This is a genomic window from Tissierellales bacterium (assembly GCA_035301805.1).
Taxonomy (GTDB): Bacteria; Bacillota; Clostridia; order Tissierellales; family DATGTQ01; genus DATGTQ01.
Genome location: DATGTQ010000125.1, coordinates 1 through 14217, shown reverse-complemented (window position 1 = coordinate 14217; position 14217 = coordinate 1). Strand labels below are relative to the sequence as shown.

The 14217-nt window shown below is 31.8% G+C and carries 11 protein-coding genes and 1 riboswitch; all 11 genes read right to left on the bottom strand.

Translation table 11 applies throughout. The features are described from left to right. On the bottom strand, positions 1-956 hold a 956-nt coding region (locus tag VK071_05870), incomplete at its 3' end, for an ABC transporter permease (protein HLR34841.1). A 106-nt stretch (positions 957-1062) separates the two neighbouring features. Further along, a complete protein-coding gene (locus tag VK071_05865; protein HLR34840.1) occupies positions 1063-1242 on the bottom strand; it encodes a hypothetical protein in 180 nt (59 codons plus the stop codon). A gap of 57 nt (positions 1243-1299) precedes the next feature. Further along, complete coding sequence (locus VK071_05860; protein HLR34839.1) at positions 1300-1440, bottom strand: hypothetical protein; 141 nt, start codon at positions 1438-1440, stop codon at positions 1300-1302. Between the two features lie 454 nt (positions 1441-1894). After that, positions 1895-4375: a peptidoglycan-binding protein gene (locus VK071_05855; GenBank protein ID HLR34838.1), complete on the bottom strand. Its 2481-nt coding sequence runs from the start codon at positions 4373-4375 to the stop codon at positions 1895-1897. 164 nt (positions 4376-4539) lie between these two features. Beyond that, positions 4540-5889, bottom strand: a complete 1350-nt coding sequence (gene glmM / locus VK071_05850; protein ID HLR34837.1) for a phosphoglucosamine mutase — start codon at positions 5887-5889, stop codon at positions 4540-4542. A gap of 72 nt (positions 5890-5961) precedes the next feature. Further along, entirely contained in the window at positions 5962-7305 is a 1344-nt protein-coding gene (locus VK071_05845; protein ID HLR34836.1) for an HD domain-containing protein, read from the bottom strand. 728 nt (positions 7306-8033) lie between these two features. After that, a complete protein-coding gene (locus VK071_05840) occupies positions 8034-9308 on the bottom strand; it encodes an NAD/NADP octopine/nopaline dehydrogenase family protein (protein HLR34835.1) in 1275 nt (424 codons plus the stop codon). 64 nt (positions 9309-9372) lie between these two features. Next, on the bottom strand, positions 9373-11211 hold the full coding sequence (locus VK071_05835) for a hypothetical protein (protein ID HLR34834.1): 1839 nt from the start codon (positions 11209-11211) through the stop codon (positions 9373-9375). A 125-nt stretch (positions 11212-11336) separates the two neighbouring features. Further along, positions 11337-11465, bottom strand: a riboswitch (cyclic di-AMP (ydaO/yuaA leader). A 370-nt stretch (positions 11466-11835) separates the two neighbouring features. Continuing rightward, entirely contained in the window at positions 11836-12393 is a 558-nt protein-coding gene (locus tag VK071_05830; GenBank protein HLR34833.1) for a 2-oxoacid:acceptor oxidoreductase family protein, read from the bottom strand. After that, complete coding sequence (locus tag VK071_05825) at positions 12394-13140, bottom strand: thiamine pyrophosphate-dependent enzyme (GenBank protein HLR34832.1); 747 nt, start codon at positions 13138-13140, stop codon at positions 12394-12396. Continuing rightward, complete coding sequence (locus VK071_05820; protein ID HLR34831.1) at positions 13140-14201, bottom strand: 3-methyl-2-oxobutanoate dehydrogenase subunit VorB; 1062 nt, start codon at positions 14199-14201, stop codon at positions 13140-13142. Before VK071_05820 ends, VK071_05825 begins: the two co-directional genes overlap by 1 nt. Positions 14202-14217 lie beyond the last annotated feature (16 nt).

The following is a 14217-nucleotide window of genomic DNA, read 5'->3' as shown; positions in this document are numbered from 1 at the left end:
ACTTTTACTCTTGGGTCTACTAAAGCATAACCAACATCAGCTAGCAAGTTCCCAAGAAGGGTTAAAAGTGCAAAGAACATGTTTAATGCCATAACCAAATTGTAGTCCCTCATATTTATTCCTTCCATTAGTACATTACCTATACCAGGCCACACAAAAACTGTTTCTAATATAACAGCCCCTGAGAAAAGTGATGGTATAGTAAATCCTACAATAGTAATTATAGGAATTAAAGCATTTCTAAAAGCATGTTTATATATAACGACTTTCTCTGATAATCCTTTTGACCTAGCAGTCCTTATATAATCTTGATTAATAACCTCTAACATACTAGTCCTTGTATACCTTACATAACTAGCCATACTACCAATAATCAATACTATTCCTGGTAAAATCATATGGTATAGTATGTCTTTAACTCTAGCTATACCTGTAGCATTCTTTCCTGCTGTAACCATTCCATTTATTGGTAACCAATTTAATTTTACTGCAAAAACATAAATTAATAATAGTCCAAAGAAGAACGTCGGCATGGATATCCCAATTATGGAGAACACTGTCCAAAAGTTATCCGTCCTAGAATACTGCTTGACTGCACATATAATACCTACCGGTAGTGAAATCAAAAATGCAAATAAATACACCACTACGTTTAGTAAAAAAGTGTTCCAAATGAATTTAGGAACTATATCCTTTACTGGTCTTTTGTAAGTATAGGAATTACCAAAGTCACCTCTAAGTGAACGTTGTAGCCACTCCCAATATTGAACGGGTATAGGCTTATCTAAACCTAGTCTTGCCCTTTCTTCTGCCCTTTGTTCTGCTGTTGCTCTTGGATCAAGGTTAGATCCTACTGGATCTCCTGGTGCTAGTTTAATGATTGAAAATAGTAATATTGAAATTATTAAAACTACAGGAATTAAATGAAGAATCCTTCTTACAATATATTTGCCCATGTTTTCCCTCCTTAAATATATTCCTTTAATGTTATAAAGTATATGTTTATACAACACAAACCCGGCGAATACGCACTTACCGGGTTTATTTTGTATTTTAACCTATTTAAATAGTCCACCACAAAAATAATCTATTATCCAATTCCATTTCTATTAATATTCCTGGATGAGTCAGGTCTATAAATATTGACATTTCAAAGTTCTTTGCTCTATTATTTACTATATTCCAAGTATCTCTCATATAGACATATGGATATGGAAGCTCTTTATTCGCTAACTTTTCCATTTACTATAAATATCTTTACATACTTATTAGCCAAAGACATAAATTGCCTTTTACCTCTTAAATTCCTAAAATTATAATATTGTTTAATCCATCCTTACTTTTTACTGGATTGCCAGTAACTTGTCCTATTTTTCCTCTTATTTCGTTGGCATGGCCCATATACTTATTACCATAGCATATTACAATTATTCCTAACACAAGCGTTATCACCAGTATTAAACTAACCCTTATATATATTTTTTTATTTTAATGTATTATACCACCCACAGATTAAGCTGTCAAAACATTTTATATAATGACAATATAATACATTATAAGCTCAGATATAAAAGTATTTAAATGATTCGATTTATTGAAAGTCTTCTGAAAAATCGAAGTGTTATGCTTTCAACCTATCCTTCATTTTAATAGGTAGCTACACATTCTAAATTTACTATATCTATTATAGCATATCTAATTAACTTTTAACAAGTATAACAAAAAATAATTAGATCCGACATACTATTCCATAACTCTCCACTGAGTAGATAGTGAATCAACAGGTATGATCTTTACTGGCTGATTGTTTGAGTTAGTAAAAACCGCTCCCAGTGACTCAAGCTTCATTGACTCATAAAAAAACCCTATAGACATGTCTATAGGGTTTTTTTATCTATTCTAGAGTGGCAAAAAATCTGCCTATTCCATTATACATTCCAGCTGCCATATCTTCTCTAGTTTGTTGCTTTTTAAGCAATGATACATCATTTGGATTGTTCATAAATCCTACTTCTACTAATGCACTAACTAAGTTTTGTTCTCGAAGTACTGCTAAATCACTATTACCGTATAAAGTTGAAGTTTTTTTGGAAAATTTACTTTTAGATTGCATCTCCTGATTTAGCATTTGAGCAAATAGTCTTCTACCATCATCATTATATCCATTATAATATACTTTGCTAGGTTGTCCGTTATTATCTGATATAATTGTTGGACGATAATATACCCTAATTCCTGATGCACTAGTTTGGCTACTAGCCATAGTTGAGTTATTGTGTATCGAAATGAATATTATATCGTCATAACTTTTTGCTTTATCAAATATTTTAACTAAGTTTTCATTAGCAGGCGTTAACCTACTTCCACCTGTATACTCGTTCACATTATTCCTTAGTGTTTTAAGTTCTGCTAATTCATTTCTAAGTTTTGTTTCTTTAGTTTCTAAAGCTTTTAATCCAGTTTCTTCGCTATTTAATATTACTATATTTTGTCCTATTTCTTCTTTTTCTTTTAATTTTTCATCATTTTCATTAGTTAGTTCATTTATTTTTTCTTCAATATTTTTTGCTTCTGCTTTTAATTCTTCTAGTTCATTTTGTTCAAGTTCTTTTGTTTCGTCTATTTTTTCAGTTTCTTCTACATTTTTTACTTCTTCATTTTCATTTTCTATTTCCTCTTCTGTTTCTTCTGTTTCTTCTATTTCTTCTGTTTCTTCTGTTTCTTCTATTTCTTCTACTTCTTTCGTTTTATCGGTTTCTTCTACATCTTTTATATCTTCTGTTTCTTCTATATCTTCTACTTTTTCTACTTCCCCATTAGTTTCTTCTGGATTTACATTTGCATATTTTTCTTCTTGTATTTTTTCTTCTGTTAATTTAATATTTTCTTTTAATTCACTTAGTTCTGAATTTAACTTAGCTATTTCTATTTCATTTCCTTCAATTTCTTCCTTAGTTTGCATTAGAGAATTTTGTGTAGTTCTTAATGTTTCATTTTTCGTATTAGCAGCTTTAATATTATTTTCTAACTTTGCAATTTCTTCTTCTACCCTTTTAATTTCTTCATCTATAACTTTTATATTAGCTACATTTGCACGATATTGTAAAGTACGAGCAACATCACTTGTACGAGTCATTATAACTTCTGCTCCAGCTTTTTTAAGCATTCGTTCAAGTCTTTTAGCCATATCTAGGGTAAAATCTTTTTCTTTATATCCACTACCAGATGCTCCTGGATCATTTCCACCATGACCTGCATCAATTATAACAGTTTTGCCTTTTAATGAGCCGGCTTTAACTTCATAGGGTATATAATCATCGGTATCAGGTTCCTTGTTTTGTGGATATAGTTTGTTTATTGTATTTTTACCAACTATACCATCCACTGCTAAGCCCTTTGCACGTTGAAATGCTACAACCGCATTATAAGTAGCTGGGCCAAAGATTCCATCTACCTTACCAGCGTTGTATCCTAACTCATTTAAACGTCTTTGTAGTTCAACTACTTGTGGACCTCTACTACCCCTTCTCAAGGTTTGTGTTATAGGTACCCTATTTACAGGTGGTGGCGTAGGTTTTGGTGTTGATTGGGAGTACAGTTTATTTATTGTATTCTTACCAACTATACCGTCTACCGTCAAGCCATTGGCCTTTTGAAAAGCTACAACTGCATTATATGTAGCAGGACCAAAACTTCCATCTACCTTACCTGCATTGTAGCCTAATTCATTCAAACGTTTTTGTAATTCGGATACTTGAGATCCTTTACTACCTCTCCTCAAGGTTTGTGTTATAGGGGTACTATTAGTAGGTGGTGCTGGTTTTGATATTGGTTTTGAGTACAGTTTATTTATTGTATTCTTACCAACTATACCATCTACTGCTAAACTATTGGCCCTTTGAAATGCTACAACTGCATTATAAGTAGCAGGACCAAAACTTCCATCTACCTTACCAGCGTTGTATCCTAATTGATTTAAACGTTTTTGCAATGTAATTACCTGGGAACCTTTACTACCTTTTCTCAAGGTTTGAGTTATAGGTGCACCATTACTGTTACTGCTTGTACTACCTTCAGATGGTTTAGTACTATTAGAATACAACTTGTTTCTCGTGTTATTTCCTACAATACCATCTACTACCAGTTTATACTTTCTTTGAAAAGCCTTAACTGCATTTTGAGTACGGCTACCAAAGATACCATCGGCTTTACCGCTATTGTACCCTAAGCTGTTTAGCCTTTGCTGAAGTTCTTTTACATCTGCTCCTCTGCTACCCATCTTCAACAACCTATTAGATGCTGCTTCTGATACAGATCCAAAGACCAATGTGGTAATTAAAAGAATTAACACCAAATATGGTGTCTTCTTGTTCATATTGTCACCCCCTTTCACCTTTACTATTAAATCATTAGTAAAGAAACAAATCAAGGTTCTTAAATATTTTCCATGTTTTTTGGACTTAGGACCTATGTCTAAAATTTTTTATAAAAACCGTGACACAATATTGTATCACGGTTTTTATATACCCTAATAAATTTTTAATTATCACCTAGTCTTTCCTCTATTAAATCAGCTAATTCTTCTGCCATATCAGAAATTTGTTTAATATCTTTTCCTTCTATCATTACTCTTACTAATGGTTCAGTCCCTGAAGGCCTTATTACTACTCTACCTTCCCCATGAAATATTTCTTCTAACTTTTCTATTTCTTCTTTTATAACTTCATCTTCTAAATACTCATATTTAAGTTCTTCCTTTACTTTTGCATTTTTTAAAACTTGTGGCAAACTAGTCATTAGACTATTTAATTCAGACATCTTTTTACCTGTTTTCTTCATAATTGATGTTAATTGTAATGCTGTTAAAAGACCATCACCTGTTGTATTGTGCTCTAAAAATATAATATGCCCTGATTGTTCTCCTCCCAGCACATAGCCATTCTTATACATTTCTTCAATAACATATCTATCTCCAACTTTAGTTTTAACTATATTCATTTTATTCTTTTTTAAATAATTATCTAAGCCTATATTAGTCATAACAGTACCAACTACTGTGTCTTTATTTAATTTTCCTTCCCCTTGTAATTGGGTAGCACATATAGCTAATATATGGTCTCCATCCATTGTTTCCCCTTTATCATCAACTGCTATTAATCTATCAGCATCTCCATCAAAAGCAATGCCTATATCTGCTCCCATGTTTAATACCAATTCTTGTACCATAGTAGGATTAGTGGAACCACAATTTACATTTATATTTACACCATTTGGTTCATTATTTATTACTTTTATTTCTGCATTTAAATCTTCAAATATTTTAGGTGCTACATTAGAAGCAGCTCCATTCCCACAATCCATTGCTACTTTTACACCGGCAAAATCTAAGCTGATTGTTTCTTTTAGAAAATTAATATATTCAATTTCTCCATCTTCAAAGGTTACTTTATTACCTATATCTTCACCAATAGGCCTTAAAGGGATTTCTATATCATTTAATATGTAATTTTCAATTTCTTCTTCTATATCATCATTAAGCTTAAACCCATCTTCATTAAAAAATTTAATACCATTATATTCTATAGGATTATGAGATGCAGAAATTACAATACCAGCTAAAGCATTATGCTTTCTTGTTAAATAAGCTACAGCTGGTGTAGGAATTATGCCTACTGAAATAACATCTAATCCTGTGGAACAAATCCCCGCTACTAAAGCCGCCTCTAACATATCTCCAGACTTTCTAGTATCCCTACCTACAACAATAGTTCCTTTTTTATCATTTGATAGTACATAGGCACCTGCTCTTCCAACTTTATATGCTAGTTCTGGGGTTAAATATTCATTTGCAATACCTCTAATACCATCAGTTCCAAATAATTCTCCCATTTTTTCAACCTCCTGATAATTATATGCTATTATAATAGCATATCAGTTTCTACTACACAATGTTTAATTTCTTTATTCTAAAAATGGGTATTCCATCAATACTATTTCTTCCAAAACTTTTTTACTATTTTTAGAAGGATCTTCAATTACAATATCTAATAAAAACCCTAAAATGTCACCAATAATTTTTCCTTCTGAATACCCTAAATTTATAATATCATTTCCATCAATCTTTAAATGCTTTATATCAAAAGCTTCGTTTTCTTCAAGAGCCTTTTTTACCCTCCCCTCTAATTCCAGTATATTCTCGATAGAGGCCTCCGAACTAGAACACTTCCTATCAGCTTTTTGTAAATCAAATAAATTGAAAATATTTTTCTCTCCTACCCTTTTAATTAATCGTTTTACTCCTTTATCTGAGAAATTACCATATTTATTCATATGCTCCTTTACCAGTATTAAAACCTCTTCAGTGAAAGCATTAGAGCATTTAAATCTTTTTAATACTTTCTCTCCAATTTCAACACTTAATCTATCATGCCCATAAAAATGTCCTATTCCATCATCATCTAATGTAAAGGTTAAAGGTTTGCCAATATCATGAAGTAATGCTGCCAATCTTACCGATAATATAGAAGGTGAATAATCAACAACACATAAAATGTGATTATATACATCTTTATCATGATGGGGATTATGTTGTTCAAATCCAATAGTTGGAATTAGTTCTGGTAAAATAAATTCTAATAATTCAAGTTCTTCCATTAATTTAATTCCTATAGAAGGTTTTTCACACAGTAATATTTTAAAAAATTCTTGTCTAATTCTTTCAACGCTAACCTTTGAAATATTCTTGCTTAATTTTTTACCTGCAGTATAAGTTTTATCTTCTATACCAAAATTTAATTTACAGGCAAAACGTACTACTCGCATGATTCTTAAATAGTCCTCAGAAAACCTATCTACAGGATTACCAACAGTGATCAATCTTTTATTTTTTAAGTCTTCAATTCCATTAAAAGGATCTATAAAACCAGTTCTATTGTTATAAGCTATTGCATTTATTGTAAAATCTCGTCTAGATAAATCTTTTTCTATTGAAGACAAAAATTTAATCCATTCTGGTCTTCTTCCATCTACATAGTCTCCTTCACTTCTATAAGTTGTAACTTCCACATCCCCTTCATTTAAATGTACGACTATAGTACCAAATTGCTTCCCTACATTAATAGTAGTTTTGTCTCTAAAAACCTTTTCTATCTCTTCTGGCAAAGCATTAGTAGTCACGTCAAAATCATTAGGTTCTTCTCCAAGTAGAGCATCCCTAACACATCCACCAACAATAAAAGCTTCATATCCATTTTCCTCTAATCTATTTAATACAAACTCTACATATAATGGTATATTTATTACCATAGTATCACTCCAAAATTCTAGTATTTAATATTATATATTTTTCCCTTATATCTCTTTCTAATTTTTAAAACATATTTAGGATCTCTATTTTGATTCCACACTTCTACAGTTGCCTTTTCATAAGGACACCAAATGCACTCCATTTCCGGTATAGCAGATATAGGAGTGGAATGGAGAATTTATTATAGATGTAAACTGTCCTCACTTTATAATGCTTCTTTTCTCTTTCTATTATTTAACATAATTATACACTATATATTACCATCTTTAAACCTATAATAGAAAATACAATATTTTATGTCTTGTATAAAATATTTACATGCTAGTTTTCAACTGAAATTACAATAATAAATAGTAAGATCTATCTTTCCCTACATGGAAAAATGAACTATAAAATTATATTATAGAAATTGTAAATAAATTTATTGGTATAATATCCAGATCATAAAAAAGCAATACTCAAAACCTAAAATTAAATGAACAATAACCTTTATTTTGTCGAAATTAAAAGTATTATACACGCTAATATAGTGAAAGTTACAGAATAAAAATAATAACAATAATTCTAGTTTATACAGGAAATTTTTATCTAAAACTACATAATTCTATGTTTTCTATAGGTTTTCCCTCATTATTTCCGAGGAAATATTCATAAATAAAAAAGGCGTCTAATTTATAAACGCCTTTTCGCTGACTTTAATAATATACCTTCATTATTTTGTTACTAATTAAATAGCATAATCATAACTTCCAAATAAATCTCCTTTTAAATACTTAATTAAAAACTTAGTTTCAATCTGTTTAAGATTTCTTCCAATTGCCCTAGAATCAATATTAAATTTTTCATCATAAAGATCAATAATATATGTTATTTCATCATGTCTAATATTAAACCTTTTTGCTAAGGCTTCTAAAGGTACAAGTCCTGTTGGTATATCTTCTTCAACATACCTTTTTTGAGGCACAGACATTTTTTGGTATGTAGGAGTACGTTTTATTGCAGAACAAATTGATTCTCCTTCTATTCTCCTAACACCATAGGTTACATCTAGCCAATGTTGTGCTGATAAAATAGCATTATTAACTTCCTTTAAATAATCATGTCTCAAAACCCTTAGTTCATTAATATTGTCCATATGTTCTAATTCAGCCATTCTCATATGATTCATTATTTCTTTCCATCTAACCTCCCTAGAAGGAATAGAAGAATCAAAAACTGATAAATCTAGGTAGCTAGCAATATGGAGTCTAGTTTGATCAATCCCTTCTATACATTCTCCTACATCACTCCTTGCAGCTATACCTTGCATATAGAAAGAATAAGCCTCCCCTCTTTTTTCACTTTCTTTTATATCTTCATAATTTAATATATAAGGCGCTGCGTGGAAAACTGCACCGATGTTCCCTAAAGATGTACTAGCAGGAATATTATTGTATAGAACTTGTGGGAAGATTGTTTCAATTAAATCAATATCTTCATCCTTAAACTCACCTTCTACGGAAGCCATCCAATTTCTTTTTCTCCTTTTTATATATACAATTCCAGGGTATGGTGATTTAGCTGAATAGGGCAAAGTCGAAAAACAAATAACAGGATAATTTCCCCCTAATATATTCCAAACATAGGGTGTTGCAAGAGTTCTGCTACAGCCTAAAATTAAGGGAGTTCTTTTCTTTATAATTCCTGCTTCTTTAAGATTAGCAACAGTTTCTACAATATACTGTGAAGGATGTGAAATAACTATAATATCTGAGTGTTCTACTAACTCATTTAAATCACATCCAACTTTACTATTATTTAGCTTAAGAAAACGACTTTTTTCTTCAGTAATATCTTTGGGCCTTTCTAACATAATTCCTTTTTTACTTTGTACTTCATTAATAAATTCTAAACCATGTTGTGATGGTCTAGCATATCCGTATACATCATATCCTTTTATAAGAAAATCTGCTAAAAATGCTTTCCCCCCCTGAGTGCTAACCCCATAAATACCTAACTTCATAACCAAATCATCCCCCTCATTAATTTAATTATAAAATAACACAATAGATTTTCTCTTAATTCAGCTAAAACTTCACTAATCGATGTAACCTGTTTTTTTCTGATAAGATTTTATCATTTTTAAAGTCTACAGCATCTATAAATCCATACTTCATAGCTTTTGTATGTAATTTCTCTTGCCTATAATCTGGATGCATTATACCAGGTGCAGCCATATATCCTTTCCTTATAGCATTAGTCAAAGTCTTGCTATCCGCTAAATAAGGAGCTAACGTCGATAAATCATCCTCCTTAAATAAAGGATTAAGTTTTGCTATTTCTTTTAACAAAAATGACGCTTCATTAATTAGATGTACTTTTCTATTTAAAACCGCAGGATCATAAATATACTTAACTAAATCTGGCTTGTTTTCCTCAAATACCCTTATAGCTCTACGAACTATTTGTGAACTTTCAATAATATCCTCCGGTGTCGCTGCGTGGTTTGCTTCGCAATAACTTACAAGGTGAATTATTTGTGGTTCGATGCACATTTGTAATAATGTAGATCTTGCCAATTGGTAACGCGCTGTCTCCATATCTGGACTTAAATGTTCAATTCCTGTACGAGTTTCCTTCCACATTCTTGATGAAAATTTACCTAATATCTTATTTGAAATTTCAATAGCTGCAGACATCTTTGCAATATCTGCCAAATCTCCTGTTTCAGCAGGTTTATTAAACTGAAACTGATATATTCTATCCTTTACTCCAGATGCGACCATAACTGCAGTTATTAAAGCATAATCTGTTACTATTAAGGCGTCATGGGCATATCTAGATGACCATTGATTAGGATCATTCATCTCAACTGGTATGCCTAATTTTGCAAGCTTTTTAACAGCCAAAATATGTTCCTCAATAGACTCACTGACGGATAACGGACCTCTTCCATCTAATTCATTAAACCAAAACAGTGGAATAGCCTGGTGTGCCCCAATTAGCATTCCTGCTTTTACACAAATATCAATAAAATTTAATATATCAGACACATGAGCATAGGGCTTTATAGATGGATAATTTCCCTGTCTAGTTGCTTTAAAAAGACTTACTAAATCATTATAGCCCTTATATGGTACCCCTCCATCATTTTTTCTCCTTTTAAATTCTTCTGGTTTCCCAAAATATCTTTGGGACAAATCAGAAGAGCCTAAAGAAATTTCATCCACAACTTTTGCACTAGCTAAAATTTTTATCCCTTCTACTGTAGGATAGATTGAATTTGAAGGGATTCCAAAATGTGTACGTATTAATGGTCTTTTTGCTTCTTTATGCCTATGTGTAAGAGAAATTTTTCCCTTGTCAGATGGTATATTTAATGGTGGCTCAAAACGATATTTTTCATCTGCAATTACTTCCTTTGCTAGCTGATCCAATTCTTTAATCCTATAAGGAAATAATTCTTCCTTAAGCTGTAATAAAATCTCTTCCCTTCTATCATGATAAACTTCAAAATAATCTAAACTTGCAGCGGCCTTTACTAATGGGTTGGTTTCAGGTGGAACTAAATACACTTTACAAGGTAGTGTATCTTTCATTCCCTCTAACATTTCAATCGTTTTAGGAAGTCCTGCCAGTGCAATTTTTCTCATTTCACCATCCTGTCTAAATAAGAGTCCTAATTCTTTTAGCTCATATAACGTACGAGTAAATTCCTTCACTCCAATTTCAGGAGTAAGTCTATAACTTATACCAATATAATTAGGTTCATAAAACTTTATGGCTTCTGCTAACCCATCTATTGTTTTTCCTGGTTCCAATACATGGCAATCAATATCAGCAAGTTTACCAATATGACTTGATTTAAATAATCCTTCTGTATGAGGATCATTGCCTATAGTAAAAGCCAAATAAACTTTCTTCATAATAGTACCAGTCCCTTCCTATAAATATTTTTCATAAAATACAATATATAAAGATTTCCTTAAAAAATGTAAAAAAATTATAGGGTCTTATTTCTAATTTTTCATAGTCTAATAAACAGAAATACTAAGCCCCTTTTTACGCTTACGGAATTGATTATTTGGTTAGAGCTGAAGGCTAGCTCTATCTAAAAGGATTCGCCTTAAAGAATTGGATCACCCGTTTCTTAAAAGTAAGAATTCAGCGCTAAATTATAAACTGTTAAAAATTAACAGTTTATATTGCTATTTAAGAGTTTAAAATTTTTGTTATTGCAGGCAAAAATATTAATAAAGTCTTTATGGTATTATATATCTGGATTAATTTGTTTGTAATAATATTAATAAATTAAGATAATCTGTACTACTCGAAATGTTTGATACTAAAAAGTAAAAAATATGTAGTATATGGTAACGTTTCCTAATAAGGCAAGAAAATTATTAACGAGCGTAATATACCCAAAAATATTATATCAAATTATCTATAATTATGCAATAGTAAAAGCTGTACTCTTAACAAAACACAAGAGTACAGCCTTTAAACTTTTTAAAATTACTAATTTATTAATCTATTCACGCTTTTAACTTTTAAACTGTAGCCCCAAGTTGTTCTTTTACCGCTAAAGAACCTTTTTTAATAGCTTCTTCATTTATCGGAAGAAGATGTTTTTTATCTTCTCCAAATACTTTTGTAAAGGCTTTCAAAACTGAATCTGTTTCTACTACTTTTGATACCTCTAAATATGCCCCTAGCATAACCATATTTGCCACTCTAATATTACCTAATTCATCTGCGATATCATTAGCAGGAATATAGTATACTTCTATATCATCTCTTTTAGATTTTTCACCAATTAATGATGAGTTTATAAACAGCTTCCCGCCCTTTACAACAGAATCTTCAAATTTATCAAGAGATGGCTTATTCATAGCAATAGCAGTATTTGAATCTATAACTACTGGAGAACCAACATCTTCTGATGATATAATAACACTACAGTTAGCAGTTCCTCCACGCATTTCGGGTCCATAGGATGGTAACCAGGAAACCTTTTTATCTTCAATCATTCCTGCATAGGTTAAAAGTTGCCCCATTGCCATAACACCCTGTCCACCAAATCCTGCAATAATAATACGTTCTTCCATCTATTCCACCTCCTCAGGAGTTCTAAAGTTTCCTAAAGGATAATAAGGAATCATATTTTCTTCTAGCCATTTAAGACCTTCTTCTGGAGTATATCCCCAGTTAGTTGGACATGTAGATAATACTTCTACAATTCCAAAACCTTTTCCTTCTAATTGTACTTGAAAACATTTCTTAATAGCTTTTTTAGCTTTTCTAACATTAGCTGGATTATGGACAGAAACTCTTTCAACAAATTTAGCTCCGTGAATTGTAGCTAATAATTCTGCCATTCTTATTGGCCTACCAGCATGGGCTTCATCTCTACCATAAGGAGCAGTTGTAGCTTTTTGTCCAACTAAAGTTGTTGGAGCCATTTGTCCCCCTGTCATACCATATATTGCATTATTTATAAATATAGTTGAAATTTTTTCCCCTCTATGAGCGGCATGAACTATTTCAGCTGTACCAATAGATGCTAGGTCCCCATCACCTTGATAAGTAAATACAAAATTCTCAGGTCGAACTCTCTTTATTCCAGTAGCAACTGCAGGTGCTCTACCATGAGCTGCTTCATGCATATCACAATTGAAATACTCATAGGCAAGTACTGAACAACCTACTGGAGCAACTCCTATTGCCTCATCTAAAACTCCTAACTCTTCTAAGGATTCAGCTACCAATCTATGGACTATACCATGAGTACATCCTGGACAATAATGAGTAGGCTTATCTGTTAATCCTCTAGTTTTTTCAAATACTACTGTCATTATATTTCACCTCCATAGATTTTCTTAACTTTATCTATAATTTCATCAGGTGTTGGAACCATTCCACCAGTTCTTCCATGGAAATATACTGGATACTTACCTTTCACAGCTATTTCAATATCATCTATCATTTGTCCAGTATTCATTTCTACAGTTAAAATACCTTTACAATCTTTATTAATTTTTTCAAATTCTTCATAAGGGAAAGGCCATAGAGTTATAGGTCTTATAAGTCCTACTTTGTAGCCTTCTTTTTCAAGCTGGGATATTGCTGTTTTTGCTATTCTAGATGTAGTTCCATAAGCAGAAATAACAACATCAGCATCTTCTATATTATAGGATTCTACTTTAACCTCATTTTCTTTTATAGTATTATATTTTGCTTGCAAATGCTTATTATGCCCTTCTAAAACTTCTGCTGATAGATATAATGAGTTTATTATATTTGGTTCTCTCTTACCTCCTGTACCTACTGTAGCCCAATCTTTTGAAGGCAGTTCTCTTTTCTTTGGTTCCTTAAATTCTATAGGTTCCATCATTTGACCAATCATTCCATCTCCCAATATCATAACAGGATTTCTATATTGGTCGGCTATATCAAAACCTTCTATGATTAAATCAACTAATTCCTGTACATTTGCTGGTGCTAATACCACTAATCTATAGTCACCATTTCCTCCACCTCTTGTTGCCTGGAAGTAATCTGTTTGAGATGGTTGGATACCTCCTAATCCTGGCCCACCTCTCATTATATTAACTATTACACAAGGTAATTCTGCTCCTGCTAAATATGAAATACCCTCTTGTTTAAGCGATATTCCTGGACTAGATGAAGAAGTCATAACCCTTACACCAGATCCAGCTGCCCCATAAACCATGTTAATAGCAGCAATTTCACTCTCTGCTTGTAAAAACACCCCACCTATCTTTGGCAATTCTCTTGCCATATATTCAGGAAGCTCACTTTGAGGTGTTATAGGATAGCCAAAAAAATATTTACAACCTGCTTCTATAGCAGCTGCCCCTATAGCTTCATTTCCTTTCATAAGAACTTTAGCCATGAATAACCCTCCTCTT

Excerpts from the sequence above, each read along its gene's own strand:
- VK071_05825 (HLR34832.1), bottom strand. The coding sequence starts at position 13,140 with ATGACAGTAGTATTTGAAAAAACTAGAGGATTAACAGATAAGCCTACT.
- glmM (HLR34837.1), bottom strand. The coding sequence starts at position 5,889 with ATGGGAGAATTATTTGGAACTGATGGTATTAGAGGTATTGCAAATGAA.
- VK071_05865 (HLR34840.1), bottom strand. The coding sequence starts at position 1,242 with ATGGAAAAGTTAGCGAATAAAGAGCTTCCATATCCATATGTCTATATG.
- VK071_05820 (HLR34831.1), bottom strand. The coding sequence starts at position 14,201 with ATGGCTAAAGTTCTTATGAAAGGAAATGAAGCTATAGGGGCAGCTGCT.
- VK071_05840 (HLR34835.1), bottom strand. The coding sequence starts at position 9,308 with ATGAAGTTAGGTATTTATGGGGTTAGCACTCAGGGGGGGAAAGCATTT.
- VK071_05845 (HLR34836.1), bottom strand. The coding sequence starts at position 7,305 with ATGGTAATAAATATACCATTATATGTAGAGTTTGTATTAAATAGATTA.
- VK071_05855 (HLR34838.1), bottom strand. The coding sequence starts at position 4,375 with ATGAACAAGAAGACACCATATTTGGTGTTAATTCTTTTAATTACCACA.
- VK071_05830 (HLR34833.1), bottom strand. The coding sequence starts at position 12,393 with ATGGAAGAACGTATTATTATTGCAGGATTTGGTGGACAGGGTGTTATG.
- VK071_05835 (HLR34834.1), bottom strand. The coding sequence starts at position 11,211 with ATGAAGAAAGTTTATTTGGCTTTTACTATAGGCAATGATCCTCATACA.